19 protein-coding genes and 1 pseudogene are annotated in these 26,273 nt (G+C 71.8%); 9 read left to right on the top strand and 11 right to left on the bottom strand.

Features of this window, described 5'->3' with window-relative positions; translation table 11 throughout:
- Positions 1 to 447: 447 nt before the first annotated feature.
- From ACWDUZ_RS11175 to ACWDUZ_RS11165, 3 genes and pseudogenes are all read left to right on the top strand, one after another.
- Positions 448 to 819, top strand: coding sequence for a hypothetical protein (locus tag ACWDUZ_RS11175; protein WP_451631540.1), 372 nt, complete (start codon positions 448 to 450; stop codon positions 817 to 819).
- Positions 820 to 1,066: 247 nt separating this feature from the next.
- Entirely contained in the window at positions 1,067 to 2,455 is a 1,389-nt protein-coding gene (locus ACWDUZ_RS11170) for an FAD-dependent monooxygenase (RefSeq protein WP_451631539.1), read from the top strand.
- 613 nt (positions 2,456 to 3,068) lie between these two features.
- Positions 3,069 to 3,666 (top strand): annotated as a pseudogene (locus tag ACWDUZ_RS11165) (dihydrofolate reductase family protein).
- Positions 3,667 to 3,982: 316 nt separating this feature from the next.
- On the opposite strand, the gene ACWDUZ_RS11160 reads toward ACWDUZ_RS11165, so the two are convergent.
- Positions 3,983 to 4,213, bottom strand: coding sequence for a response regulator transcription factor (locus tag ACWDUZ_RS11160; RefSeq protein WP_451631538.1), 231 nt, complete (start codon positions 4,211 to 4,213; stop codon positions 3,983 to 3,985).
- A gap of 430 nt (positions 4,214 to 4,643) precedes the next feature.
- On the opposite strand from ACWDUZ_RS11160, the gene ACWDUZ_RS11155 reads away from it, so the two are divergent.
- Positions 4,644 to 5,381 (top strand): 4'-phosphopantetheinyl transferase family protein, encoded by a 738-nt coding sequence (locus ACWDUZ_RS11155; protein ID WP_451631537.1) that lies wholly within the window; start codon positions 4,644 to 4,646, stop codon positions 5,379 to 5,381.
- 232 nt (positions 5,382 to 5,613) lie between these two features.
- Here ACWDUZ_RS11155 and sbnA read toward each other — a convergent pair whose 3' ends face one another.
- The gene (gene sbnA, locus ACWDUZ_RS11150) at positions 5,614 to 6,627 is read right to left on the bottom strand and encodes a 2,3-diaminopropionate biosynthesis protein SbnA (RefSeq protein WP_451631536.1); all 1,014 of its coding nucleotides are present in this window, start codon (positions 6,625 to 6,627) and stop codon (positions 5,614 to 5,616) included.
- A 361-nt stretch (positions 6,628 to 6,988) separates the two neighbouring features.
- Here sbnA and ACWDUZ_RS11145 point away from each other — a divergent pair, with 361 nt between their 5' ends.
- The 4 genes from ACWDUZ_RS11145 to sbnB all read left to right on the top strand — a co-directional run bounded on the left by ACWDUZ_RS11145 (position 6,989) and on the right by sbnB (position 14,525).
- Positions 6,989 to 9,661 (top strand): Pls/PosA family non-ribosomal peptide synthetase, encoded by a 2,673-nt coding sequence (locus ACWDUZ_RS11145; RefSeq protein WP_451631535.1) that lies wholly within the window; start codon positions 6,989 to 6,991, stop codon positions 9,659 to 9,661.
- Positions 9,662 to 9,740: 79 nt separating this feature from the next.
- Positions 9,741 to 12,326 (top strand): non-ribosomal peptide synthetase, encoded by a 2,586-nt coding sequence (locus ACWDUZ_RS11140; RefSeq protein ID WP_451631534.1) that lies wholly within the window; start codon positions 9,741 to 9,743, stop codon positions 12,324 to 12,326.
- 58 nt (positions 12,327 to 12,384) lie between these two features.
- Complete coding sequence (locus ACWDUZ_RS11135; RefSeq protein WP_451631533.1) at positions 12,385 to 13,422, top strand: TauD/TfdA family dioxygenase; 1,038 nt, start codon at positions 12,385 to 12,387, stop codon at positions 13,420 to 13,422.
- A gap of 35 nt (positions 13,423 to 13,457) precedes the next feature.
- Complete coding sequence (gene sbnB / locus ACWDUZ_RS11130) at positions 13,458 to 14,525, top strand: 2,3-diaminopropionate biosynthesis protein SbnB (protein ID WP_451631532.1); 1,068 nt, start codon at positions 13,458 to 13,460, stop codon at positions 14,523 to 14,525.
- A gap of 462 nt (positions 14,526 to 14,987) precedes the next feature.
- Here the strand turns inward: sbnB and ACWDUZ_RS11125 are convergent, their stop codons facing one another.
- A complete protein-coding gene (locus tag ACWDUZ_RS11125; RefSeq protein WP_451631531.1) occupies positions 14,988 to 15,167 on the bottom strand; it encodes a hypothetical protein in 180 nt (59 codons plus the stop codon).
- 228 nt (positions 15,168 to 15,395) lie between these two features.
- Positions 15,396 to 17,537, bottom strand: a complete 2,142-nt coding sequence (locus ACWDUZ_RS11120; protein ID WP_451631530.1) for a protein kinase domain-containing protein — start codon at positions 17,535 to 17,537, stop codon at positions 15,396 to 15,398.
- Between the two features lie 485 nt (positions 17,538 to 18,022).
- Between ACWDUZ_RS11120 and ACWDUZ_RS11115 the strand changes: the two genes are divergently transcribed.
- The gene (locus tag ACWDUZ_RS11115; RefSeq protein ID WP_451631529.1) at positions 18,023 to 20,521 is read left to right on the top strand and encodes a SpoIIE family protein phosphatase; all 2,499 of its coding nucleotides are present in this window, start codon (positions 18,023 to 18,025) and stop codon (positions 20,519 to 20,521) included.
- A gap of 217 nt (positions 20,522 to 20,738) precedes the next feature.
- Here ACWDUZ_RS11115 and ACWDUZ_RS11110 read toward each other — a convergent pair whose 3' ends face one another.
- The 7 genes from ACWDUZ_RS11110 to ACWDUZ_RS11080 are packed head-to-tail and all read right to left on the bottom strand — an operon-like array spanning position 20,739 to position 26,143.
- Positions 20,739 to 21,491: a class II aldolase/adducin family protein gene (locus ACWDUZ_RS11110; RefSeq protein ID WP_451631528.1), complete on the bottom strand. Its 753-nt coding sequence runs from the start codon at positions 21,489 to 21,491 to the stop codon at positions 20,739 to 20,741.
- A complete protein-coding gene (locus ACWDUZ_RS11105) occupies positions 21,488 to 22,735 on the bottom strand; it encodes an NAD(P)/FAD-dependent oxidoreductase (RefSeq protein WP_451631527.1) in 1,248 nt (415 codons plus the stop codon). Before ACWDUZ_RS11105 ends, ACWDUZ_RS11110 begins: the two co-directional genes overlap by 4 nt.
- Positions 22,732 to 22,929, bottom strand: a complete 198-nt coding sequence (locus ACWDUZ_RS11100) for a ferredoxin (protein WP_451631526.1) — start codon at positions 22,927 to 22,929, stop codon at positions 22,732 to 22,734. Before ACWDUZ_RS11100 ends, ACWDUZ_RS11105 begins: the two co-directional genes overlap by 4 nt.
- 37 nt (positions 22,930 to 22,966) lie before the next feature.
- Positions 22,967 to 23,752, bottom strand: coding sequence for a 3-(cis-5,6-dihydroxycyclohexa-1,3-dien-1-yl)propanoate dehydrogenase (gene hcaB / locus ACWDUZ_RS11095; protein ID WP_451631525.1), 786 nt, complete (start codon positions 23,750 to 23,752; stop codon positions 22,967 to 22,969).
- Positions 23,749 to 24,054, bottom strand: coding sequence for a hypothetical protein (locus ACWDUZ_RS11090; protein ID WP_451631524.1), 306 nt, complete (start codon positions 24,052 to 24,054; stop codon positions 23,749 to 23,751). The genes hcaB and ACWDUZ_RS11090 overlap by 4 nt, the downstream gene beginning before the upstream one ends.
- Positions 24,051 to 24,680, bottom strand: a complete 630-nt coding sequence (locus ACWDUZ_RS11085) for a 3-phenylpropionate/cinnamic acid dioxygenase subunit beta (protein ID WP_451631523.1) — start codon at positions 24,678 to 24,680, stop codon at positions 24,051 to 24,053. The genes ACWDUZ_RS11090 and ACWDUZ_RS11085 overlap by 4 nt, the downstream gene beginning before the upstream one ends.
- Positions 24,677 to 26,143 (bottom strand): Rieske 2Fe-2S domain-containing protein, encoded by a 1,467-nt coding sequence (locus ACWDUZ_RS11080; protein WP_451631522.1) that lies wholly within the window; start codon positions 26,141 to 26,143, stop codon positions 24,677 to 24,679. The genes ACWDUZ_RS11085 and ACWDUZ_RS11080 overlap by 4 nt, the downstream gene beginning before the upstream one ends.
- Positions 26,144 to 26,273: the final 130 nt, after the last annotated feature.

Raw genomic sequence — 26,273 nt, 5'->3', positions numbered from 1 at the left:
CGGGCGGAGCGTCAGTTCCATGCCCCCGGTGTTCTGTTCGGTTCGTGTCGTGGTGGCTGTTGTTCCGTGCGTGTTCCCGGTGGCCGTTTCGCCGTGCGGGGGCCTGTGCGGGGCTGGTGGGCGCGTGGTGTGCGGGGACGTCCGCGGTGCCGGGAGCCTGGAGCGCTGGGGGTGCCGGCGGAGGAGGCGTTCACCGCCGGGCGGTGTCGGTGTGTCTTGGAGGGCGGGGGTGCGGCGGCTGTCCGGCCGGTCTCCGGGGCCGGTGTCTTGGGAGGCCGGCCCCTGGGGCGGCAGGGCCGGTCCGGGTGGAAGGCGGGCTTTTATCAAGATCGTTTGTGGGTGTCAAGTCACGGTATTCAGTGGCGTGACGCTGCATGTCCCGATCGGGCTTACTCGAATCACGGCCTCATCGGGGAGCGAGTGAGGCATCCATCGAAGGGACAGAGCATGTTTGGAATGAGCAAGAAGATCGCCAAGGTCGCCGCCATCACCGTGACCGCTGGAGGTGCGCTTCTGGGTGGCGGTGCCGCGGCCCAGGCCGCACCCGTCACGACGCACGCCACCGCCGCCGTGGCGAGTGCCAGCAGCTGGGGCGGCGACAGTGACCATTGGGGCAGCTCCGACAGTTGGGGCAGTTCCAGTAGCTGGGGCAGCTCGAGCAGCTGGGGTGGCTCCAGCGGCTGGGGTGGCTGGGGCGGTTGGGGCGGTTGGGGTGGCTGGGGTGGTTCCAGTAGCTGGGGCAGTTCCAGCAGCTGGGGCAGCTCGAGCACCTGGGGCAGCTCGAGCAGCTGGGGCGGCTCCGACGGCTGGGGCTATTAGCCGTCCCGGGGGCGGACGGCAGCGAGGCGGCCCTGACCCCGGCCGCCGCGCGCCCCCGCTCGGCCGGCCGGGGCCCGGACGCGGGTGCGGCGCACACACCCCAGGGGTGGGCTCGCCGTGCCCGCGCACCCGGGGGCCGGGCACAGGCCCGGCACCCTTCTGCGCCCACGGGCGCGCACCGACCCACAGGCACCAGTACCTGACCCGTCGAGTCGACTCAGAGACCCAGCCCAGGAAAAGAGCAACCATGCGACCACTGCTCCATGGACCCGCCCGGCAGGGGGCCCCGGACGGGGCCGTCCTTGCGCCGCTGGACGGCCCCACCCCGACACCGACCGCGCACCAGGACGCCGGAGCCGTGATGAGGCCGCCCGGCCGCGCGGCCGGAACGGGGCCCGCCACGAAGATCGTGTGTGTGGGCGGCGGACCGGGCGCGTTGTACTTCGCGATCGCGGCCAAGCGCCGTGATGCCGGCCTCGACATCACCGTCATCGAACGCGACCCGCCGGGGGCCACCTACGGCTGGGGCGTGGGATACGGGGACGACCTGCTCGACCAGCTCTACCGCAACGACCCCGACAGTGCCCAGGCGGTGCGTGAGGCCTCGGCGCTGTGGCAGGACCAGGAGGTCCGCCGCGGGGAACAGAGCGCGTATCTGGGCCACTACGGCTACAGCATCGCCCGCGCCGCCCTGCTGGACATCCTCGCCCGGCGCGCGATCGAGCTGGGGGTGGACGTCCAGTACCGCCGCAAGGTCGACGACCTGGCCGAACTCGCCGACGCCGACCTGATCGTCGCCTGTGACGGGGCGGGCAGCCGGGTGCGCCAGCTGCACGGCGACCACTTCGGCACCCGTCTGAAGACCGGCCGCAACCCCTACATATGGCTGGGCACCGACAAGGTGTTCCCCCGCTTCACCTTCGCCTTCGAACAGACCCCGGCCGGGTGGATCTGGTTCTACGCCTATCCCTCGAGCACGGACATGAGCACCTGCGTCGTCGAATGCTCCCCCAAGACCTGGCGGGGGCTGGGACTCGACACGCTCGACACCGCCGACGGCGTGCGGCTGCTGGAACAGATCTTCGCCTCCGCCCTGGACGGCCACGCGCTGCTCGGCCAGTCCCGCGGGGAACCGGCACGCTGGCAGCACTTCACCGAGGTACGCAACGCCGCCTGGTACCACGACAATGTGGTGCTGCTGGGGGACGCCGCCCACACCACCCACTACACCCTGGGCTCGGGTACCCGGCTGGCGCTGCTGGACGCGATCGAGCTCGCGCACAGCCTGTACACGCAGACCGAGCTGCCCGCCGCCCTGGCCGCCTACGACAAGCGCCGCCGGGCCGCGCTCCATCCCGTGCAGGCCGCGGCCCGCACCAGCATGGCCTGGTTCGAGCACCTCGACCACCACCTCCGGCAGAACCCGGTGGACTTCGCCTACGCGATGTCCGTACGGCAGGGGGCCCAGGCGCCGTGGCGCTACCAGCTGCACAGGGCCACCCAGGTCCCAGTACTGCGCCGGGTACGACGGGAGGCCGACAGGGCAGTGCGCAGGTATCTGGCCCTGCGGCGCGGGGAGAGGGTCCTCGGCGCCGGCGGCGCCACCGGGAGGGCCACGACACCTGCCGGGCCGTGATTCCTCACCCCCGCGATGCGGCCGGCCCGGCGCACGGTGAAAACCCACCGATCCGTGTGCCGGGCCGCACAACCCCGCAGCCCGGAAGGAGAAACCCGATGAGCACTCACCCGTGCGCACATCACCCGCTGCCCGCGGCGGCCGCACCCGCCCCGGGCTTCCCACCCGGACAGCCCGGCCCGGCACTGCGCTCCCGGTTCAGTGCACCGCCCTCGCTGCCACCGCCGCCGTCCTGACCCACCCTCCCGCAACGGCACTGGCCGCGCCCCCCTCTTTCCGCAAGGGGGAGGCGCGGCCAGTGCCGTTGCGGCGCCTCGGGGGGCCGCCGCCCGGCTCCTGCCGCACCGGTGCGGCAGGTCCCGGCGCGATCGCGCGGGTGATGACCACGACCGCGGGGACAGGCGGCCCTCCACATCAGTGCAACAGCGTGTGCCGGCCGGTCCGGGCCACAGCCGCACCCCGGCGCGGGCGCCTGTTCCAGGCGATCCGAGGGTACGGTGCGCGCGCCGGCCGGACGGGTGCCGTGATCACTTAAGCGGCCTCGTACCCCGGCCCGCCGTCGGGCGGTGCCGGGGTACGGCCCGCCGGCACGACCCGACGGAAGGGACCTTGCATGCGCAGACTCGTCCACTACATCGCCACCACCCTCGACGGCTTCATCGCGGGCCCCGACGGCGCGGACCCCGCCGGCCCCAACGGTTTTTGGCCCGTACCGGAGGACTGCATACAGCACCTGGTGGCCCAGTATCCCCGAGACGCTGCCCGTCCAGGCCCGGCAGGCCCTGTCCGTCACGGCGCAGGGCACGCACTTCGACACCGTGCTGGAGGGGCGGCGCAGCTACGAGATCGCTCTCGCGGCCGGCATCACCGACGCCTGCCCCCACCTGCGGCACCTGGTGTTCTTCCGGACCCTGACCCAGAGCCCGGACCCGGCCGTCGAACTCCTCGCCGACGATCCGGTGGCGAGCGTGCGCGAGCTCAGGCAGCAGCACGGCAAGGACATCTGGCTGCTGGGCGGCGCCGAACTCGCGGGCTCCCTGTACGCCGAGATCGACACGCTCATCCTCAAGGCCGGCCCGCTGACCATCGGCGACGGGATCCCGCTGTTCTCCCGCAAGGCCGCCTTCGACCCGCGCACCTGGACACTCGCCGACCATGCCGTGCTCAAGAGCGGCGCGGTGTTCCTCACCTACACGCGCCCGGGCAGCTGAACGCCCCGGACGGGCGGCGCTCGAGAAGGCCGGGCGCAGTGCGCGCTCTGGGCAATCACGCGCGCGCCGCCGTGCCGCACGCCGGGGGCGTGGCCGGCGGAGCGAGCCACTTCACGCCTGGCGGACCATGCGCATACAAAGCCCTGCACATGAAAAAGCTGCCGTCCTTGTCGATCGCATCACGCGGGATCGAAAGGACGGCGGCTTCTGACCGCAAAGGCGGCGGCGACGCCGGCGTCCGGTCCGCGGACTCGCCGGCCCTCCACCGCCGCCGGCCTGCGCGCGCCGCCGGGGGGCCGGCCGCGGCCCCCCCGGGTCACAGGCCCAGGGCGATGGCCGTACGGGTCAGTTCGGCGGTGTTGGTGATGTTGAGCTTGGCCCGGATACGGCGCAGGTAGGCGTCCACGGTGTGGGTGGACAGGCCCATGTGGCGGGCGGTCTGCAGGTAGGTGCGGCCGGCGGCGATGTGCCGGAGCGTCTCGCGCTCGCGCGGAGCCAGCGCGGGGGCGGGGGCTTCGGTGTGCGCAGTGGCGAGGGTGGCGCTCATGGTGCTGTCCTCCGGCGAGGGATCTGGCCGTTTAGGGCGATTTGCCCTTATTCCTCCACTTTGCTTGTCGGACGTCATGGCCGTGTCCGCCGCCTGTCACAGGCGTGTCACAGGAAGGGCGGAACGGTTTGAGAGGCCATCTCCGTCGATCATGAGGGCGCCTCTGCCACGAGGGCGCCTCTGCCATGAGGGCGCCTTTGACATGAGGGTGGTTCTGGCCGGGCACGGTCCTCGGCCGGGTGATCGCCGCCGGGTGGATGCATGAGGACAGGGTCGCAAGGGGGTGCCGGTGTATCCGCCGGACATGACGGACGCGGGCTGGGCAGTGGTGCGGGAGGCGATGCCGGCGCCGGCCCGGCCGGAGGCCGGTGCGGGCCGACGGCGGCTGCACCGGGCGTGCAGGGGTGGTGGTTCGTATCCTGCCGGTGTGATGGCTGGTGGGCTGTGGCGCCCGACGGAGCTGCGGGCGGAGGGATGGGAGCTGCCGGTGCCGGGGACGGCGGGGCGGCCCGGGTTGTGGCTGGTGCGGGCGCAGGTCTTCGGGCCGGTGGCGGCACGTCTGGCCGCTTCGGTGCTGGAGGGGACCGAGACGCAGCGTGCGGCGGCGCTGAGGCAGGACCGGGACAGGGACACGTATCTGAGCGGGCACGTGGCCATGCGCCTGCTGCTGGGCGCCTACCTCGGCGTACCGCCCGCCGACGTCGTGCTGGAGCGGCTGCCGTGCCCGCAGTGCGGGGGGCCGCACGGGCGCCCGGTGGTGCGCGGCGATCCCGTGCATTTCTCGCTGTCCCACAGCGGGGGGCTGTGTCTGCTGGCCTTCGCGGCGACGCCGGTGGGTGTGGACGTCGAGGCGGTCCCCGCCCCGGAGGTGGCCGACGAGGTCGGGGCCTTTCTGCATCCGCGGGAGAGCGCCGAGTTGAGCGAGGTGCGGGCGGTGGACAGGCCGGCAGCGTTCGCCCGGGTCTGGGCGCGCAAGGAGGCCTATCTGAAGGGGCTGGGCACGGGGCTGGGCCGCGCCATGTCACTGGACTACCTGGGGGCCCGTGGGAGCGCACCGGCCGCTGTGCGGGGCTGGACGGTCAGGGACGTGGCCGTGGACGACGGATACGCCGCCGCGGTCGCGATCCGGCGCCCGGGTGCCGTGCCCGAGGGCCGCGGGCGCCGGTGACGACGGCGGCCGGGGGCGGGCCGCGGGTGACGACGGCGGCCGGGGGCGGGCCGCGGGCCGGGGCGGGCCTGTCGGCACGGCCGGGCGGGCCGGCGCGCACCGTGTGCGCCGTGTCACCTGCGTGACTGCCGCACCGGCCGCTCAGCGGCGCTGCCGCCGGCGGTAGGCGGCTGTCCGGCGTCTGCCTGCTGTCCCTCGCCGGTGAAGGGCGAGGGACAGCAGGCAATCACCGCTACGGTCCGGCCGCGGTGGGTCCGCCGCCCCCTGCGGGGGTGGGGGCGGCGGTGTCTTCGAGTACGTCCTCGCCGTAGAGGTCCGCCACCCAGTTGGTGTGGTAGACGGTCTCCAGGTAGCGCTCGCCGAGGTCGGGGGCGATGGTCACGGCTCTCGGCCGCCGGCCACCCGCCGGCTGCCGGGCGAGCCAGCGGGTGGCGCCGCTGACGACCGTGCCGGTGGAGCCGCCGAAGAGGAAGCCGCGGCGGGCGAGCTGGTGGCAGGTGCGGATGGTGTCGGCCTCGCTGACGTGTATCACCTCGTCCACGTAGGAGTCGTCCAGCAGCCGGGGGCGCACGCTCGTGCCCAGGCCGGGGATCATGCGCCGGCCCGGAGTGTCCTGGAAGGTGAGCGAGCCCTCGGTGTCGATGGCGACGATGTGCACCGGACGGTGCCACTCGCGGAAGTAGCGCGCGCAGCCCATGAGCGTGCCCGTGGTGCCGGCCCCGACGAAGAGAACGTCGAGGTCGGGGAAGGCGCGGGCGATGGCCGGGGCGGTGGTGCGGTAGTGGGCCATGCGGTTGTTGGGGTTGGTGTACTGGTTGAGCCACACGTACCGGTCGTCCGAGGCGCACAGGGCGCGGACGTGTTCGATGCGCGCGCCGAGCAGGCCGCCCTGCCGGGCGGGCTCGGTGACGACGTGGACCTGGCTGCCGAGGGCTTCCATGAGCAGCCGGGTGGGCAGGTTGCAGCGGGTGTCGGTCACGCACACGAACCCGTAGCCCTTGCTGGCCGCGATCATGCTCAGGGCCACCCCGAGGTTGCCGGAGGAGGACTCGAGGAGGATCGAGTCGTCGGTGAGCAGGCCGTCGCGTTCGGCGGCCTCGACCATGGCGGCGGCGGCCTTGAGCTTGATCGAGCCGGCGAAGTTGAAGCCTTCGCATTTGAGGAACAACTGGTGCCCGGTGATCGCCTCCAGGTCGATGTAGAGGTCGTTCTCGTTGAATTCCTGAGGGGCGGATATGACCGGCACGGTCGCCTCCGATCTGTGGGTGAACCGTCTCCACCAGTACGCGGGCTCACCCCCGGATCCGTCATGCCACCAAAATTCGGGGCTTGACAGCGGCCGGGCTCGCGCGTAACAGCGCGGATTCCCGGAATTCCGAGGAGGGGCCTGCGCCGGCTCGGTGCCTTCCGCCCGGACTTGTCCCGGCGTGTACCGCTGCCCATGCGCGGTGTCAAGTCACGAGATTCAGCGGCGTGACGAAGCCGTGGCCGGCCGGGCGTACTGGTGGGGCGGGCGTCAGAAATCCGCCGCGATGAGGCTCTGGCGCTTTCGCGGGTGACAAAAACCCGCCCCACCACCACACCGACGACATCGGGGAGCAGCTCACATGGCAGGGAATTCCTCCCTCACCCGGACGGCCGGCCCGTCCCGCCCCTCAACGCGCCCCGACGGCAGCACAGAGCCCGCATCCGCCGCCGACGACGGGTCGCCGGCTGGCACCGCACGGCTGCTGGCCGAGGTGCTGGCCGGTGTCCTGGGCGTGGACCATGTGCCGGCCGGCAGTCATTTCTTCGACGATCTGGGTGCGGATTCGATGGTGATGGCCCAGTTCTGTGCGCGGGTCAGGAAGCGGGCGGACCTGCCGCCGGTGTCGATGAGGGACGTCTACCGGCATTCCACTCTTAAGGCTCTGGCCGCCGCGCTGACCGGGCCCGACACCGGGGCCGTATCCGCCGCCACCGGTGCGGGCAGCGCGGCCGCCGGGCCCACGGCCGGCGCGTCGGCCCCCACGGCGCCCCCCACACCCCTCTCCATGCCCCACCAGCCGTCCGCCCCCGCCCCGGCGCCGGCCGCGAACACCGCGCAGACCTCCAACGGGATGGCCGTGCGGGCCGGCACGCGTCAGTACATGCTGTGCGGAGTGCTGCAGCTGTTGTTCTTCCTCGGCTACTGCTACCTGGCCGCGCTGGCCGCGACACGGGGCTACGCATGGATCGGCGACGGCTCCGCCCTCGCCGACCGCTACCTGCGTTCCGTGCTGGCCGGCGGCGCCGCGTTCATCGGCCTGTGCGCGGTGCCGATCCTGGCCAAGTGGACGCTCATCGGCCGCTTCACGCCCCGTCAGTTCCCCGTGTGGAGCCTGACCTATCTGCGCTGGTGGATCGTCAAAACCCTGATCCTGACCAGCCCTGCCCGCCTGTTCGCGGCGTCGCCGCTGTTCGTGCCGTATCTGCGGGCGCTGGGCGCGAAGATCGGCCGCGATGTCGCGATCTTCTCCACGCACATTCCCGTGTGCACGGATCTGCTCACCGTCAAAGACGGCACGGTCATCCGCAAGGACGCCCTGTTCTCCTGCTACCGCGCCCATGCCGGCCTCATCCAGATGGGCCCGGTCACGCTCGGCAGGGACGTCGTCGTCGGTGAACAGGCGGTCCTGGACATCAACACCTCCATGGGCGACGGGTCCCAGCTCGCCCATGCCTCGTCCCTGCACGCCGGGCAGGCCGTACCCGCCGGGGAGCGCCGGCACGGTTCACCGGCCGAGCCCACCGGCACCGACTTCCGCAGTGCGCACGCCGCCGACCGCTCCACCGCACGGAAGGTCCGCTACGCCCTGGGGCAGCTGCTGGCCCTGCTGCTGGTGTATCTGCCCCTGGCCGCGGGCGGCACGGCCCTGCTGGTCGCCGCGGTACCGCAGCTGAAGGCGCCCCTGGATGCCGGGTCATGGCCGCACGCCGGCTCGGCGCTGTGCCTGAGCGCGCTGGCCACCTCCTTCATGCTGTTCTTCGGCGCCGCCCTGGCCGGGCTCGCCCTGCAGGGCGTGGTGCCGCGTCTGCTCGACAAGGCGCTCGAGCCGGACACGGTCTACCCGCTCTACGGCTTCCACTACGGTCTGCAGCGGGCGATCGCGACCCTGACCAACCGGAAGTTCTTCACCACGATATTCGGGGACAGCTCCGCGATCGTTCACTACCTGCGCTACCTCGGCTACGACCTGTTCCACGTCACGCAGACCGGCTCGAACTTCGGCACGGAACTCAAGCACGACAGTCCGTTCTTCACCTCGGTGGGCAGCAACACGATGGTCGCCGACGGCCTGTCGGTCATCAACGCCGACTTCTCCCACACCTCCTTCCGTCTTCGCCGCGCCTCGATCGGAGCGGACAGTTTCCTCGGCAACCGCATCGCCTATCCGGCACAGGCCCGCATCGGCGACGACTGCCTGCTGGCCACGAAGGTCATGGTGCCTGTCGACGGAGAGACACGGCGGGGCGTGGGTCTGCTGGGTTCGCCTCCTTTCGCCATTCCGCGCACCGTGATGCGGGACGCCCGGGTGAACAACCTGGCGGGCGGCAGCGAACTGCGCGACCGCCTCGCGCGGAAGAACCGGCACAACGCGGTGACCGTGGTGCTGTATCTGCTGGCGCGCTGGTTCCACGTCTTCGTCCTCACCCTGCTGACGCTGACAGCCGGAAGCCTCTACCCCTTCCTGGGCGCATCGGCAATCGCCCTGTCCATGGTCGCCGGCCTCGCCTTCAGCGTCTGCTACTTCACCCTGATCGAGCGGGCCGCCACCGGGTTCGCGGCACAGCGGCCGCTGACCTGCTCCATCTACGAGCCGTCCTTCTGGCGGCACGAACGCTTCTGGAAGATGGCGGCCGTCGATCACGCCCAGATGTTCAGCGGCACCCCGTTCAAGACCATGGTTCTGCGGATGCAGGGCGCCCGGATCGGCAAGCGGGTCTTCGACGACGGCTCCTTCTTCCCCGAACGGACGCTGGTGACCATCGGCGACGACTGCACCCTGAACGCGGGCACGGTCGTGCAGTGCCACTCCCAGGAGGACGGCGCCTTCAAGTCCGACCGCACCACGATCGGCGCCCGTTGCACGCTCGGTGTCGGCGCGTTCGTCCACTACGGCGTCACCCTGTCCGACCACGTCGATCTGGCCTGCGACTCCTTCCTGATGAAGGGCGAATACGTGCCCGCGCAGGCCCGGTGGGGCGGAAACCCGGCCCGTCAGCTGCCCGACAGCACCCCCGCCCACCCGTCGTCCTGACCCCCCGCACCTGGCGCCGCACCCCCCGGCACCCCGCCGCATCCGACCACCTCAGCACCCGAACGAAGGACCGATTCCGATGGCACCCGACACTCCCGCCGCCCGAGACTTCTGGCACGGCGTCCTGACAGAGTCCGGCGGCCGCACGCCCCTTCCGCGCTTCACCCGCGAGCCGGCCCCCCGCCCGGCCGGGCACCAGACACCGGGCTTCACCCGCGAGCCCGCCCCGGCCGAGCACCACGCGCTGATCCCCGCCCGTGACGCGGCAGCCGTGCTCCGGCTGGCCGAGGAGATGGCCGTGCCGGTGAGCACCGTGCTGCTGGCGGCGCACGCCACAGTGCTGGCCGCGCTGACCGGTGAATCCACCGTCACCGTCGGCCTGACGGGGCTCGCCCCCGGCCGGCCGCTGCCGTGCCGGCTGACCACCGCACCCCGCTCCTGGGAGGCCCTGCTGGCACACACCCACCAGGCCGTCTCGCAGGTTGGCGCCCACCGGGACTACCCGGTCGACGACCTCAGGCGCGAACTCGGCCTCGAGGAACCGTCCTGCGACACCGCACTGGATGTCACCGGCCCCGGCGACACCCCCGCCGCGGACGACAGTACCCCGGCCACCGGCACGGTGCTGCGGGTGGGCATCGCGCACCACGACGACGGCGGGCTCACCCTGCGGATGCGCTACCGCACCGATGTCCTCGACGCCGACAGCGCCGCCCGCATCGCCGGCTACCACCTCACCGCGCTCGCCCTGATCGCCGCCGACCCGGCCGCGGAACACGCCCGACAGAGCCTGCTGTCCGATGAGGAACGACGCTTCCAGCTCGAAAAGCTCGCCGCCGGACCCCGGCGCAGCCTGCCCGACGCCGCGGTCCACGAACTGTTCGAGCAGCGCGTCCGGCACGACCCGCACGCGGTCGCAGCGGTGCACGGCGACCGGGAGTGGACCTACCGGGAACTCAACGCCCGCGCCAACCGGCTGGCCCGCGCCCTGCTGGCGCGAGGACTCCAGCGCGAAGACGTCGTCGCGGTGGTGATGGACCGAAACCTTCACTGGCCGGCCGCCGTACTGGCCGTCTTCAAGGCCGGAGGCGCCTACCTGCCCATCGAGCCGCATCTGCCCGCCGAACGCGTCAAAGCCATGCTCACCGCCTCCCGGTGCACGCTGGTGCTCACCGCACCGGCCACCCCCACCAGCCTGCGCACGGCCCTGGCGTCCCTGCCCGCCGTACGGACGCTGCACACCCACGCCGCCGAGGAGGAGGGCCACGCCGACGACGACCTCGCTGTCGCCGCGGCAGCCGACCAGCTGGCCTACCTCTACTTCACCTCCGGCTCCACCGGTACGCCCAAAGGCGCCATGTGCGAACACGGCGGCATGCTCAACCACCTCCACGCCAAGATCGACGACCTGGAGATCAGTGAGGGACAGGTCGTCGCCCAGACCGCACCGCAGTGCTTCGACATCTCGCTGTGGCAACTGCTGTCCGCGCTCCTGACGGGGGGACGGACCCTGCTGGTCGAGCAGGACGTGATCCTCGACGTCGGGCAGTTCCTCGACACCATCGCCCGCGAACGAGTCGGCGTCCTGCAGGTCGTTCCGTCGTACCTGGAAGTCGTCCTCACCTGCCTGGAGCAGCACCCGCGCGCACTGCCCGACCTGCGGTACGTGTCGGTGACCGGCGAGGCGCTGAAGAAGGAACTCGCCCAGCGCTGGTTCGCCGCCCAGCCCCACGTCAAGCTGGTCAACGCCTACGGACTGACCGAGACCTCCGACGACACCAACCACGAGATCATGGACCGGGCACCGCAGGGCGACCGGGTCCCGCTGGGCCGGCCGGTCCACAACGTCCACCTCTACGTCGTCGACGAGCACCTGAACCCGGTGCCGCTCGGCGCGCCGGGCGCGATCGCCTTCTCGGGGATCTGCGTCGGCCGCGGCTACGTCAACGACCCCGAACGCACCCGCCCCGTCTACCTGGACGACCCCCACCGCCCGGGCCGGCGCTTCTACCTCAGCGGCGACATCGGCCGCTGGCGGCCCGACGGCAAGCTGGAGTTCCTCGGCCGCCGCGACACCCAGGTCAAGATCCGCGGCTTCCGCATCGAGACCGGCGAGATCGAGAACACCCTGCTGCGGGTGCCCGGCGTCCACGACAGCGCCGTGGTCGTCGCCGAACGACCCGACCACAGCACCCACCTGGTGGCCTTCTACACCTCCCCCCGGCCCCTGCACACCGACGTCCTGCTGAAGAGGCTGAACACCGTACTGCCCCCCTACATGGTCCCTTCGGCCGTCCACTGGTACGCGCACCTGCCGCTGACCGCCAACGGCAAGGTGGACCGCAAGGCCCTGACGGCCCTGGCCACCCGGCTGCTTGACACCGCGAAGGACGACCCCGAAGCGCCCGCCACCCCCACCGAACGGCGGCTGGCCGCCGCCTGGGCCCGCGTCCTGGACGTCGGGCAGGACCGGATCGGACGCCACGACCACTTCTTCGACCTGGGCGGCACCTCGCTGACGGCCGTGAAACTCGCCGTCGGCCTGGACCGCCTGGTGTCCCTGGCGGACATCACCCGCCACCCCGTCCTCACCGACCTGGCCCGCCTCCTGGCAGAGCAGGAGCGCGGCCGGCAGCAGCCGACCGCCCGGCAGGCCTCGGCCTGACCCGTCCGACGTCCCCGACCCCACGCACACCCCCCGACCCGCGAAAGGACACGTAAAGATGTCACTGCCCACCCCCGCCCTCCGCACGCCCGCCGCCGCACCCATGCCTGCCACAGAACTCGACATGCACCCCGGCAACCCCCCCGTCCTGCACACCGGCGCCCACGCCCGCAAGGACGCGCCGGGCTGGGCGGCCCAGCACCGCCAGGCCGTCCGCCGCCTGGTCACCGAACACGGCGCGCTCCTCATCCGCGGCCTCGCCCTGCACGAGGCCGGCCAGGCAGGAGCCGTCCTGCACCACCTGGCTCCCGCCCCGATCACCGAGAGGGAGGCCTTCGCACCCCGCCCCACCCGCGCCCCGGGCCTGTACTCCTCCACCCCCTGGCCGCCCAACCAGCCCATGTGCATGCACCACGAACTCAGCTACACCCACGCACCCCCCGGCCTGCTGCTGATGGCCTGCCTGACCGCGCCCCGCACCGGCGGAGCCACCGCCCTGGCCGACGCCACCGCCGTCCTCGGCGCGCTGCCGCCCGACCTGGTCCAGCGGTTCGAACAGGAGGGCTGGCTGCTCACCCGCACCTACCACGACGAGATCGGAGCCTCCTGGCAGGCCTCCTTCGGCACCGACGACCAGGCCGCTGTCGAGGACTACTGCCGCGCCCACGGAATCGCCTTTCGCTGGCTGCCCGACGGCGGCCTGCACACCCGCCAGCGCCGCCGCGCCGTGGTACGCCATCCGGTCTCCGGCCGGCGCTGCTGGTTCAACCAGATCGCGTTCCTCAACGAGTGGACGATGGGCCCCGAGGTGCGCGAGTACCTCATCGACCTCCACGGCCCCGACCGTCTGCCCTTCACCACGCGCTTCGGCAACGGCGATGCGATCGGCGAGGACGTCGTCCAGCTGATCAACACGGTGTACGACAGGCACACCGTTTGCGAGCCGTGGCAGGAGGGCGACCTGATGCTCGTCGACAACGTCCGCATGGCACACAGCAGGGAGCCCTTCGAACCGCCGCGTGACGTCGTGGTCGCCCTGGCCGAACCACTGCACCCGGCCGCCCGCCCGCCGGCCCTGGACGAGACCGCCCGATGACCACGCCCCCCTTCCCGCACCAAGGAGCCCGCACCATGCCCCAGTCCGCGATGCCCCGGCCGGGCACGACGCCACCGCAGGCCGCGGTGCCCCCGTTCGCCGTGATCCCCGGCGCCCAGGTCCGGCACACGCTGCAGGGCCGCGAACGGCAGATCGTCGATGTCGTCGAGTCGACCTACCGGCTGCACGCGGCCGGGGACTCGGTCAACCCGCCGTCGTACTTCCTGCGCTTTCCCGACCGGCCGACGGCGCGGATCATCGCGCTGCCCGCGTCGATCGGCGGACAGGTACGGGTGGACGGCCTGAAGTGGATCTCCAGCTTCCCCGACAACGTGCCCTCCGGCATCCCGCGGGCCTCGGCCGTGCTCATCCTCAACGACCACGACACCGGCTATCCGCTCGCCTGCCTGGAGAGCTCCATCATCAGCGCGAGCCGCACGGCCGCGATGGCCGCGTCGGCGGCCGACTGGCTCAGCCGCCACCGCCGGCGCCCCACCCGCGTCGGATTCTTCGGCACCGGCCTGATCGCCCGCTACATCCACGCCTTTCTCGCCGCAACCGGCTGGAACTTCCACCGGATCGGCATCCACGACGTCTCCCCCGACCACGCCGCCGGCTTCCACAGCTACCTGGAACACACCGACGCGGCCCCGCAGATCACGACCCACGACAGCCCCGAGGAGCTGATCCGCTCCAGCGACCTGGTGGTCTTCGCCACCGTCGCCGGCCGGCCGCACGTCGGCGACCCGGCATGGTTCGACCACAACCCCCTGGTACTGCACGTCTCCCTGCGCGACCTCGCCCCCGACATCGTGCTCGCCTCGGCGAACATCGTCGACGACGTCGACCACTGCCTCAAGGCCGACACCTCACCCCACCTGGCCGAACGGCTCACCGGCAACAGGGACTTCCTCACCGGAACGCTGGCGGACGTGATGACCGGCCGGGTGAGGCTCCCCGAGGACCGGCCCGTGGTCTTCTCGCCCTTCGGCCTCGGAGTGCTCGACCTCGCCGTCGGCAAGCACGTGTACGACGAGGTGACCCGCGCCGGGCAGCTGCACGTCGTGGAGGACTTCTTCCACGAACTGAGCCGCTACGGATGAGCGGCTGAGACACCCGGACGGCCAGGCGCGCGGCGTCTGCGCGCGGACCGGCCCGGCTCCCGCAGCCGGGCCGGTCCGCGGCTTCGGCCTGTCCCGGCGGCCGCCGGCCCCCGACCGGCGGGAGCACCGGCGCCCTCGAACGGTCCGCTCTCCGGCCGAACTCCGGCTGACCGGCGGCTTTCCGCCCCTGCGAGCAGCACCACCCACGCCCCAAGCAGCCGAACCCGGCGCCCACCGGAGGCATCACTCGGATCCCCGGCATGCCCGCCGTCGGCCACAGAACAGCGAAACGGCCCACCGACTTCGTCGGCGGACCGTCATGCACGATCGAGGCGGGCTTCTGTGCGGGGGCGGACGACTCGCATGCGGGGGGCGGAGGAGGCTGTACGCCGTTCAACGCGCCGCGCAACAGGCTTCAGGACGGACGCCCTGCAGGTGGGCGACGCCCGCCCCGACGCCGCCTCACACACAGCCCGGCGGGTTCTGGGGGCCTGTGCAGCCCTCGCTCGGCAGTTGCGTGGTGGCCTTCGTCGGCTGAGGCGTGGCCGCGGCGCTCGTCACGCCCGCCGTTCCGGCGAGCAGCGCAGCGACGCAGAACGCACCGAAGAGGTGCCGGAGGCGCTTGCGGGTGTGTGCCGTCATGATGATCTCCCTTCACTTGAGGCGTATTTATCCATGTTTGTCGGTTTAGTGCTCCAGCTTGGTCTGCGGCCGGGACCACTGTCAACCACTGTGTCTTTCCTGGTCATCGGTCATCGGCCCGGGGTGGTGGGGGAGTGCGGGGGGGGTGAGGGCGCCGGCCCCGGTGTCGGGCCGCGGCCGGCTCGGCCGCGCCGCCTTCAGGTGAGAAAAGAAAGAGGGGGGCGGGGGCTAGAAATTGATCACCGATACCGAGGCCGAGCCGGCGTTGGCCGCGTAGGCCCGGTGTCCGTCCGGGGAGACCGCCACCCACACCGGATACCCGCCGACCTTGATGGGTTGGCCGACGGTGCGGTTGGCGGCGGTGTCGATCACCGACACCGAATCGGGGCTGGCATTGGCCGTGTAGGCCCGGTGCCCGTCCTGGGAGACCGCCACCCCGACGGGCTTGTCGCCGACGTGGATGGGCGTGCCGACGGTGCGGTTGGTGTCGGTGTCGATCACCGACACCGAGTCCGAGCCGGAGTCGGCCGTGTAGGCCAGGCTTCCGTCCGGGGAGATCGCCACTCCGACCGGCTTGTCGCCGACTTTGATGGGTTGGCCGACGGTGCGGTTGGTTTCGGTGTCGATCACCGATACCGAGTCCGAGCCGGAGTTGGGCGTGTAGGCCAGGCTTCCGTCCGGGGAGACCGCCACCCCGTACGGCTTGTCGCCGACTTTGATGGGTTGGCCGACGGTGCGGTTGGTGGCGGTGTCGATCACCGACACCGAGTCCGAGCCGGCATTGGCCACGTAGACCCAGCGTCCGTCCGGGGAGACCGCCACCCCGACCGGGCTCTTGCCGACGTTGATGGGTTGGCCGACGGTGCGGTTGGTTTCGGTGTCGATCACCGACACCGAGTCCGAGCCGGAGTTGGCCGTGTAGGCCAGGCTTCCGTCCGGGGAGACCGCCACCCCGTACGGCTTGTCCCCGACCTGGATGGGTCGGCCGACGGTGCGGCCCGCCTCGGTGTCGATCACCGACACCGATGCCGGGCCGAAGTAGTTGGTCGCGTAGGCCCGGCGTCCGTCCGGGGAGACGGCGACCCCGCCCGGGGACTTGCCGACCTGGATCGAGGACACGGACGGTGCGGCGGGACCCGAGGAATGGGACTGTGCCAGGTAGATGCCGCCGCCCGTGGCGGCGAACGCCACCACCGCCACCCCCGCGACGAGCCTGGTCCGCCGGTTTCCGGTCCGCGGCGGGCGGGGCCGCGGCCGGGCCTCGTCCTCTGTGCGCGGCAGCGGTTCCAGAGGCGGGCCGGCCGGCTCCTCCGGCTCGGCCGGCGGCAGCACCTCGGCCGGCGAGCGGGCCTCGGCCGCAGACAGGATCTCCACCGGCGACAAAAGCTCGGTCGGCGGGGCCGGTTCCTGCAGGCGCGACGGCTTCGAGACGGGGGACCGCTCGGGCAGCGGCACCTGCGGCGGGGGAGCCGGCTGCTGCACGGGGGAGGGACGGGACTGGCCGGCGACGGCGGCCAGCCGCCGGGCGGCCTCCTCGCCGTCCATCCTGTCCGCGGGGTCCTTGGCCAGCAGCCCGATGAGGACCGGGGTCAGCTCCGTCGCCTGGCGCGGCAGGCTCGGGGACTCGAACAGCAGGGCGCTCAGCGTGGCGACGGCGGTGTCGCGGTCGAAGGGCCCGGCCCCCTCGAGGGCGTAGTACAAGGTGGCCCCGAGCGAGAACAGGTCGGCGGCAGGGGTGGGCGGCCGGCTGTTGGCCCGCTCCGGGGCCATGAAGCGCGGCGTCCCGAGGAGCTCCATGGTGGCGGTCAGGCGGTCCTCCCCGGAGCTCGGCTCCAGCGCGATGCCGTAGTCGGTGAGCATCACCTGACTGCCGCTGTCCGTCGGACAGGAGGGCTGGTGTCCGGGGTGGGCCAGCAGGATGTTGGCCGGTTTGACGTCCCGGTGCAGGACACCGAGCCGGTGTCCCTCCAGCAGGGCGTCGAGGACCGCCAGACCGACCCGGGCGACCTCACCGGGCGGCAGCGGCCCCTGCTCGCGCACCACCGCCTCCAGATCCATGGCGTCGGGCACGAACTCCATGACGATCCACGGCAGGCCGTCCTCCTCCACGATGTCGTGCACGGTGACGACATGCGGATGGTTGCGCAGCCGGGCGGCGTGCCGGGCCTCACCGCGGGCCCTGGCGATCCTGCTGCGCGCCTCCCCTTCAGGGACGTCCGGCGGCAGAATGATCTCCTTGAGCGCGACCTCGCACGCCAGTTCCTGGTCGTACGCCAGCCACACACGTCCCATGCCGCCGGTACCGAGCCGGCGCAGAAGACGGTAACGTCCGATGATCACGCGCCCGGTGGCCTCTTGCGCTCCTGACATGGCGCTCCTCGTCCAGGACGGCCAGCAGGGGTTCCTCGGCGACCGCTGAAGAGTCTCTTTCCACGTATTGCATATCGCTCGAAGAACGGCAAGTTACGCCTACCGGCACATTCCCCAAGAAAGCGGACTACCCGCGGTGGGCAGGGCACACACCGCCGTAGCCGTAGCCGTAGCCGTAGCCGTAGCCGTAGCCGTAGCCGTAGCCGTAGCCGTAGCCGTAGCCGTAGCCGTAGCCGTAGCCGTAGCCGCAGCCGCAGCCGCAGCGGTCGGGCCGGCTGCTCGGTCTGTCTCACCGGCCCCGGCGACAGGGCCCCTGCAGCCGCACACAGCGCACCGCCCGCTGTGGGCAGGCCCGGCCCGGGCGCCTCACGAGCACCGTGCTGGTGCTTCTTTCGCCCCGCAGGATCATGCTGGTAGGTAGGGCCTGCCGCCAAGGTTCACCCGGGAACAGCGGTCGAGGAACGAGCGAGGCGAGATGAGCGCCGATGGAGCACCTTCCCACTCCTCCTGGTGAACGGCCGGGCGAGGCGGACACCCTGCTCGAGCCGCCCCGCACCGCCACCGTCACGGCCACGGCCACGGTCGACGAACACGGCATCGTGACGGGGTGGGGCGAGGGCGCCCGGCGCCTGCTCGGCTACGAGCCCTCACAGGTCATCGGCCGCCCCGCCGGCCGGCTGCTCGCCGATGACACCGGCGAGGCCGCCCGCCGGGCGGCCGGCAAGGACCGGTGGAACGGCACGGTGGCGCTGCGCCACCGGGACGGCCACCGCCTCGAACAGCACCTGCTCGCCCACCGCCGCACCCCCACCGGCGGTGCGGCCACCGAGTGGCTCCTTGTGTGCGCCGTGACCAGCCCGCCGCCGCACCCCGGCAACCGCCCGCACGACACACCGGACGCGGCGGGCGAGCGGGGACCGCAGGAGCCGGGCGCGGTGGGGGAGCTGAAGGAGTGGGCGTTCGCGCAGTCCCCGTGCATCCTGGCCGTCTTCGGCACGGATCTGCGGCTCGTCGCGGCGAACACCGCCATGGAACGCGCCCTGGCGCTCACCGAGGCCCAGATGCGGGGGCTGCGCCTGACCGACATCGCGCCGCACCCCGTGGGCGAGGAGATCCAGGCGCGGATGCGCCGGGTGCTCCAGGACGGCCAGCCGCAGTGGACCGAGACCTTCCTGCCCGCCGTGCACGCCGGCCGCGCCGACGGCCCGGCGAGCGGCCGGCCGGTGTCGCTCACCGCGCTGCGCGACGGAGCGGGCCGGCTGCGGGGCGTGTGCCTGACCGCGTACCAGGGGCACGCGGACAGGGAACGGATGCTGGACGAGGCCGGCACCCGTATCGGCACCACCTTGGACATCGCCCGCACCGCCCAGGAACTCACCGACGTCGCCGTGCCCCGGCTCGCGGACTTCGCCGCCGTCGACCTGCTCCCCGCGCGCGGCGGGGAGGCGGACGCCGCCGCTCTGGCCGGGCCGATCACCATGCGCCGCGCCGCCGTGCGCTCGGTGTTGGAAGGAAACCCCGAGTCCCCGCTCGCCGTCGGCGAGTCCAGCACCTGCCCGGCGCTGTCCCCGGTGGCCGAATGCCTGGCCAGGGGCCGCGGAGCGCTCTACGAGATGACCGGCCCCGCCCTTGCCCGGTGGACCGGTGAGGACCCGGGCGCGGCCCGGCTGTGCCAGTGGGGCACCCACTCGCTCATGGTGGTGCCGCTGCGCGTCCGAGGCACCACCCTGGGCGCCGCCCTCTTCAGCCGCCACCGCAACCCCGCCCCCTTCACCCCCCAGGACCTGCAGCTGGCCGAGGAGGTCACCGCCCGGGCCGCCCGGAGCATCCACGAGGCCCGGCGCCACACCCCCGAACGCACCACCGCCATGACCCTGCAGCGCAGCCTGCTCCCGCGGGCCCTGCCCGAGCAGGCCGCCCTCGAGATCGCCTCCCGCTACCTGCCCGCCGACCCCCTGGCCGGCGTCGGCGGCGACTGGTTCGACGTGATCCCGCTGTCCGGCGCACGCGTCGCCCTGGTCGTCGGCGACGTCGTCGGCCACGGCATCCGCGCCTCGGCCACCATGGGCCGGCTGCGCACCGCGGTACGCACCCTGGCCGATGTCGACCTGCCGCCCGACGAACTGCTCACCCACCTCGACGACCTCGTCCTCCACCTCTCCGCCGACGAAGCCACCCCCGAAGGCGCCTTCGAAGGCGCCGCCGGCATCGGCGTCACCTGCCTCTACGCCGTCTACGACCCCGTCACCCGCCGCTGCACCCTCGCCCGGGCCGGCCACCCCCCGCCCGCCGTCGTCACTCCCGACGCCGCCTACCTCCTCGACGTCCCCGCCGGCCCGCCGCTCGGCCTGGGCGGCCTGCCGTTCGAGGCCACCGAGACCGAACTGCCCGAAGGCAGCCTGCTCGCCCTCTACACCGACGGCCTGCTCGAGCCCCGGGACCACGACATCGACGAAGCCTTCGACAAGATGTTCGCCGGCCTCGTCCGCCCCGCCCGCACCCTGGACACCGTCTGCGACCACGTCCTGACCGCCACCCTCACCCACCGCCCCGACGACGACATCGTCCTGCTCGTGGCCCGCACCCGCGCCCTGAGCGCCGACCGCGTCGCCGCCTGGGACCTGCAGCCCCACCCCGCCGTCGTCGCCCGCGTCCGCCAGAACGCCACCGCCCAGCTCACCGCGTGGGGACTGACCCAGGCCGCCTTCATCACCGAACTCATCGCCAGCGAACTGGTCACCAACGCCATCCGCTACGGCAAACCCCCCGTCCAGTTCCGCATGATCCACCACAACACCACCCTCATCTGCGAGGTCTCCGACACCAGCAGCACCACCCCCCACATGCGCCGCGCCCGCTTCTACGACGAAGGCGGACGCGGCCTCCTCCTCGTCGCCCAGCTCGCCGACCGCTGGGGCACCCGCCACACCCACACCGGCAAGACCATCTGGGCCGAACAGAACGTCACACCCGGCAGTGAGTAGATCGCCTGCCGGGCCGGACGGCCCGGCCGGGCCCATGCCGGCAGCACCCATGCGGTCGGCCCTCTGCCGCACGCCTGCCCGTGTCCACGAAGCCGGCCGCAGCGTTGTCCGAATCTCCGCGGTGCATGGCTGGGGCCCGGCGAGCAGCCATCCACCGGCAGCAAGAGGCTCCCGGGGTTTTCCAGCGGGGTGGTTGCACCGGTCGGTCAGCGGGCTGTCACACCCAAGCGTCCCGAGACTCGTGTGCGTCGATGCGGGCGAGTTCGTGGCGCCAGGCCGTGGCGTGGTTGAAGCCGCTTCCGAGGTCCGGCAGTTCACGCATGTCCTCGGGCGGAAGGTCCTTGAGTGTGCCGCCGGCCTGGGTGACGGTCAGGGACAGGCCGGCGATGGTGTCGATGGAGACGGCGCGCAGCACCGCCTCTTGGACGGACGAGCCGGTGCTGGTCAGTCCGTGGCCGCGGAGCACCACTGCCGGGCGGTCGCCGAGGAAGCCGGTCATCTCGCCGGCCAGGTCGCGGTTGCGGATGAGGACGCCCCGTGGGTAGACCGGTACGCCTCCGGCGGCAAGACGGGTTCCGGGAATGTCGAAGGCGCCGATGATCGGCCGGATGGCCAGGCCGGCGAGGTCTGCCGCCACCACGGCCATGGGGTGGGCGTGGACGACGGCCTTGACGTCGGGGCGTTTGCGCAGGACTTCGGTGTGGAGCGGGAGTTCGTTGGGCACCGACCATCCGCCCTCAAGCTCGCCCTCGGCCGCCGGGTTCCCGTCGAGGTCGACCAGGTGGATGTCCTCGGCGGTGGTGTACAGCAGTCCTCTTTCGCGGGGTCCGCGGCAGCGTACGAGGAGGGTGTCGTCGTCGACACGCATGCTGATGTGGCCCAGGATGCCGTCGGCCAGGCCGCGTGCGGCGAGGATCCGGCAGGCGTCCGAGACGAGTCGGCGCTCGGCGTCCAGGGGGCGGTCGTTCATGTGGCGGCTCCGGAGATCTGTGCGGGGCGCGGGGAGAGGGTGTCCAGACGGGCGAGGACGGCTTCGAGGGGCGCGGTGCCACCGGCGATCAGCCGTCGGCACTCGACGAGCGCGCGCGGCCAGTTGACGGTGGCCGCGGCGGTGAGCACGCCGGTGTCGTCGGCGTACAGGGCGGCTCCCTTGGCCGACGGTCCGTCGAAGGTGCCGACCAGTGTGTGGCCGGCCGCGTCGGCCGGGCGGCCGACGATCTGGATCTTCCAGTCGTACTGATCGCTCCACACGTACTCGAGGGGTGCGTAGGCCCGCGGCTCGTCGGGGTGGGTGATGTTGTGCGCGACGGCGGCGGCCTGGTCGACGGCGTTGGTCCAGTGTTCGACGCGGATGTGCCGGCCCCGTCCGGGGTGGAACCAGCGGGCGACGTCTCCTGCCGCGTACACGTTGTCCACGTCGAGGGCGCGGCAGTACTCGTCGCAGAGAACGCCGTCGTCCACGCGCAGCCCTGAGCCGGCGAGCCAGGTGTCGTTGGGGACGGCGCCTATGCCCACGACGACGGTGTGGGCGGGCAGCATCTCGCCGTCGTCGAGCACCACCGACAGGTTCCCGGCGTATCCGGTGACGGCGGTGACGCCGCGGCCGAATCGGGTGGTCACCTCGTGGCGGGTGTGCAGGCCGGCGAAGACGGCTCCCGCGGCGGGGCCGAGAACGCGCCCGATGGGGGTGGGCAGCGGATCGACCACGGTGACATGACAGCCGAGCCGGTGTGCGGTGGCGGCGGTCTCGGCGCCGATGAATCCTGCGCCGATCACGACGACCGGGCCGCCGGCGCGCAGGTCGTCGCGGAGCGCTGCGGCGTCGGCGAGGGTTCGGACGACGTGCACGCCGGAGGTGGCCTTCCACGGGGAGGGGCGGGCCGCGGCCCCGGTGGCCAGGACGCAGGTGTCGTAGGCGAGTGCGCTGCCGTCGGCGAGGGCGACCCGCTGGACGGCCGGGTCCAGGTGCCGGGCGGCGACTCCGAGGCGCAGTTCCAGGCCGGTGTTCCGTGCGTCGTCGGGGGTGAGGAGCCGGAGACGGCCGGTGTCCCATTCACCGGCGAGAAACTGCTTGGACAGCGGGGGTTTGTCGTAGGGGATCTCCGTGTCGGCGTCCACCAGGACGATCCGGCCCTGGTGCCCTTCCGCTCTCAGGGCCTGGGCGGTGCGGATGCCGGCGACCGAGGCACCCACGACGACGACGGTGCTGTTCACGCTTCCTCGATCATCAGGGCCGAGACGGGGCAACTGCGGGCGGCCTCCTGGACGCGGGGCAGGTCCGCATCCGGAATGCTGTCCTTCAGCAGGACCACCACGCCGTCGTCGTCGAGGTCGTAGGTGTCGGGCGCTGCCATCACGCAGTTCGCGTACCCCTGGCACGCGCCGAAGTCCGCCTTGAGCACGGGCATGACTCTGTTCCTTCCACGCCGTTCTTGGTGTTGCCGTTCAGGCCTTTACGCCGATTCCGCCGTCGGGATGGACGGCACATCCGGTGATGCCGCGGGCCCGGTCGGACGCCAGGAACACATAGCTCCAGGCATGGTCGTCCCCGGAGAGGGCCACCCGCAGCGGTACGCGTCCCGCCAGCTCTGCCGCCCGGCCCGGCGTCTCTCCGAGGCTGCGGGTGTCAAGCCCGAGGCTGCCGAGACCGCGCAGGTCGGTGCCCAGCGTGCCGCCCGGCGCGACCCCGTTGACGCGGACCTCGGGAGCGAGTTCGTGGGCGAGCGTGGTGACCAGGCCGCGCACTGCGAACTTCGACGCGACGTACAGGACGCCACCGCGCCCCGGGTAGTAGGCGGACGTCGACTCGGTGAGGACGATGGAGCCCTTGGTCTTCCTCAGTTCGGGCAGTGCCGCTTTCACGGCGTGCAGGTGGCTCTTGACGTTCACCGAGAACATCTCGTCGAATGCGGTGTCGATGAGCTCGGAGTCGAGATCGGTGAGTCCTTTGTAGAAGTCGAACACACCGACGCAGTTGACCAGCACGTCCAGGCCGCCGAACGCCTCCACGGCCGTGGCGACCGCCCGCTCGTTGGCGGCGCGGGTCGTGGCGTCGCCTGTGACGACCGGTACGCCGGGGGCCTCCTCTCTCAGGGCCCGGCACTTGTCCGGGTCCCGCTCGAGCACCGCCACCCGGGCGCCCTCTTCGCGGAACGCGTCGACGACCGCTCGGCCGATCCCCGAGCCGGCACCGACCACGAGCGCCCGCTTGCTCTTCAGCCAGTCCGTCACAGCTCCTCCTGCAGCAACGGACCGAACGGGTTGCCGATCATCGCGGAGAACGTGGCGGTGTTCTGCCAGGTGAGTGCTTCCAGCTCCAGCGGGCAAAGGGCCACCCACTGGCCGGAACGGGTCGACTCGATCAGGAGCCGCGTCCCGTTGCGGGTCTCCACCTGGCTCACCCGGATCTCCGCGAACTCGTTGCCCAGGGTGATGGGTTCACCCACCGTGCGGGAGACCAGGTCGGCCCTCTCCGCCGCCGCCCTTCGGGCGGCCCGCGCGTCCTCCTCCTCGCCTTCCCAGTGCAGGTTCACAGGAACACCGCCAGGTTCTGCATACGGATGACCGAGTCGTCGGCAAGGATCGTCCGGCGCGCCAGCTTCCACCCGCCGTCCGTGCGGCGCAGCAGGTCCTCGCGGCCGTAGGACATCTGCGCCGCCTCGCGGACGTCGCCCCGGCTGCGGTACAGCAGGACTCCGGACTCGACGACCAGGTGGTCCGCGTCGTCGGCGGCGAAGGTGCGGACGTTGGTGAGGTGGTGGCGCATCCTGGAGGGTGGGTCCTCGGTCCAGGCGTGCTCGGTGAGGAAGCGGGCGACCCGCCGGGAGAGCGAGTACTTGTCCTCGTCGAAGTGCGCCATGCCGGGTGCCGTGTCGAAGCCGGCGCCGAGCGCGGTGGTGACCCGGACGGGCATCAGGTAGTGGATGTCGCCGGTGAGCAGGTCGAGCCAGCTCTCGTAGCTCTGCGCGTCGAGCAGGTACGTCTCGTCGACGAGCCACTGGTGGGCCAGCAGATGCCGCTCGTCGCCGAAGGCGAGCGTGCCGCCGGAGCGCTTCACGCGTGAGGCGCCGCGTCCGAGGACGGCCTGTTCGGAGTGGGTGCCGGTGCGGCCGGCCGAGTAGCTGCCGCCCCGGTAGGTTCCGGTCTGGGTCGTGGTCATGCGCCGTTCACCGCCGTGTCGTTCGTGGCCTCGGTGCCGCCGGACGCCGTCGCGCCGGCCGGCTCGCCGGCGCAGTGCGCCTTCGTCACCTTCCGGGGGTCCTGTCCGCCGACCTCGACCGCCGCCGCGGTGGTGACCGGGGTGGACAGGTGGTCGGCCCACCGGTTGAGCAGTTCGCGCTGGTTGTACTCGCCGTATCCGGTGTGGGCCGTTCCGGGGCCGGCGAACTGTTCCCGGGTGAGGGCCGGGACGACCTCGGTGTCGTCGGCGAGGATGCCCATGCGGCTGTTGAGCAGCAGGCGCCGGGCCATGGAACCCGCGGCGGTGTTGGTGAGGGAGACCCAGTTCTCCACGTCGTCCTGTTCGAACATGCCGGTGGAGCCGAAGCACATCAGGTAGGCCTTGTAGGAGAGTTCCTTGAACTCCTCCGGGGCCTCGGCGTCGACGGCGAACCAGGACAGGACCTCGGTCTCGTCCTTGCCGACGGGCTGCCACTGGCGGATGGAGATGAAGGGCAGGACGTCGTCGCTGTCGGCGACCTTGGGCCAGTTGTGCACGAAGCTCAGGTTGGGGAAGACGGATGCCGCGGAGATCATGAAACCGTCGTCGCCGACCACCTTCCGCTGCTCGGCCGACCAGGCCTTCTTCATCCGGTCGATCATCCCGTCCGGGTAGCCGACGTACCGCAGGCGCTCTTCCAGCGTGCCGGGCGGCAGCTTGTATGTGGTTCCGCCGCCGTTGCCGGCCCAGTAGGTGCAGCCGTCCTTGCGCTTCTCCGCCTTGGGCTCCCGGAACAGGCCGATCTCGACGACGCTCGTGTGGGTCTGCGGCGTGTGGTACATGTCGCCGGCGAAGTTCTCCGCGCCGATCTTCCAGTTGGCCTTCACCCGCCAGCGCTGGGGGCCGCGCAGTTCGATCCCGCTGGGGCTCTGCTTGGTGTAGTAGTCCAGGTAGAAGGCGAAGTCCCCGAGGTATTCGCGTAGCGATGGCGCGTCGGGGTCCATGTTCAGGAAGATCAGCCCGTTGTAGGTGTCGAGGTTCGGGGCGGGCAGCAGCCGCTGTCCCTTGCGCCGGAAGCCGGCCTCCCCGCCGTAGGCGTCCTGGTGGAAGGGCAGACCCACGATGCGGCCGTCGTTGCGGTAGGACCAGCCGTGATAGGGACAGCGGAAGTGTGAGGCATTGCCCATTTCCGCTCTGCAGACCTGCATGCCACGGTGGAGACACATGTTGAAGTGGGCGTGGATCTCGCCCTTCTCGTCCCTGGCCAGGATGAAGGAGTCCTCGAGGACCCGCCTGACGACGTAGTCGCCGGAGTGGGGTATCTCGGACTCGTGCCCCACGAACATCCAGGCCCGGCTGAACAGCCGCTCCTTCTCGAGGTCGAAAATCTCCTGGTCGTTGTAGATGTGCGCCGGGATCATGCCCCTGCGCACGTCCTCGAAGACGCCGACGTGGTCGGTCATCGCGTCCCTTCCTCCTCGGAGCGAACGGAAAGCCTCCTGCTCTTTTCTTTAGAACAGATGCCGCCTCTGTTCAGTAGAACAACATTCGTAGGGTGCGTCAACTCCTGGATTCAGCCCGGCAATCGCCTGT

Source organism: Streptomyces sp. NPDC003393, assembly GCF_053589015.1.
The sequence above is the reverse complement of the archived record's forward strand: the minus strand, read 5'-3'. Positions and strand labels throughout refer to the sequence as shown.

What these genes read in the sequence shown, in the direction of transcription:
- ACWDUZ_RS11175 (WP_451631540.1), top strand. Translation starts at nt 448, where the DNA reads ATGTTTGGAATGAGCAAGAAGATCGCCAAGGTCGCCGCCATCACCGTG.
- sbnB (WP_451631532.1), top strand. Translation starts at nt 13,458, where the DNA reads ATGCCCCAGTCCGCGATGCCCCGGCCGGGCACGACGCCACCGCAGGCC.
- ACWDUZ_RS11085 (WP_451631523.1), bottom strand. Translation starts at nt 24,680, where the DNA reads ATGACCACGACCCAGACCGGAACCTACCGGGGCGGCAGCTACTCGGCC.
- ACWDUZ_RS11155 (WP_451631537.1), top strand. Translation starts at nt 4,644, where the DNA reads ATGGCTGGTGGGCTGTGGCGCCCGACGGAGCTGCGGGCGGAGGGATGG.
- ACWDUZ_RS11100 (WP_451631526.1), bottom strand. Translation starts at nt 22,929, where the DNA reads ATGCCCGTGCTCAAGGCGGACTTCGGCGCGTGCCAGGGGTACGCGAAC.
- ACWDUZ_RS11160 (WP_451631538.1), bottom strand. Translation starts at nt 4,213, where the DNA reads ATGAGCGCCACCCTCGCCACTGCGCACACCGAAGCCCCCGCCCCCGCG.
- ACWDUZ_RS11145 (WP_451631535.1), top strand. Translation starts at nt 6,989, where the DNA reads ATGGCAGGGAATTCCTCCCTCACCCGGACGGCCGGCCCGTCCCGCCCC.
- ACWDUZ_RS11080 (WP_451631522.1), bottom strand. Translation starts at nt 26,143, where the DNA reads ATGACCGACCACGTCGGCGTCTTCGAGGACGTGCGCAGGGGCATGATC.
- ACWDUZ_RS11110 (WP_451631528.1), bottom strand. Translation starts at nt 21,491, where the DNA reads ATGAACGACCGCCCCCTGGACGCCGAGCGCCGACTCGTCTCGGACGCC.
- ACWDUZ_RS11115 (WP_451631529.1), top strand. Translation starts at nt 18,023, where the DNA reads ATGGAGCACCTTCCCACTCCTCCTGGTGAACGGCCGGGCGAGGCGGAC.
- ACWDUZ_RS11170 (WP_451631539.1), top strand. Translation starts at nt 1,067, where the DNA reads ATGCGACCACTGCTCCATGGACCCGCCCGGCAGGGGGCCCCGGACGGG.
- ACWDUZ_RS11125 (WP_451631531.1), bottom strand. Translation starts at nt 15,167, where the DNA reads ATGACGGCACACACCCGCAAGCGCCTCCGGCACCTCTTCGGTGCGTTC.
- ACWDUZ_RS11135 (WP_451631533.1), top strand. Translation starts at nt 12,385, where the DNA reads ATGTCACTGCCCACCCCCGCCCTCCGCACGCCCGCCGCCGCACCCATG.
- ACWDUZ_RS11140 (WP_451631534.1), top strand. Translation starts at nt 9,741, where the DNA reads ATGGCACCCGACACTCCCGCCGCCCGAGACTTCTGGCACGGCGTCCTG.
- ACWDUZ_RS11120 (WP_451631530.1), bottom strand. Translation starts at nt 17,537, where the DNA reads ATGTCAGGAGCGCAAGAGGCCACCGGGCGCGTGATCATCGGACGTTAC.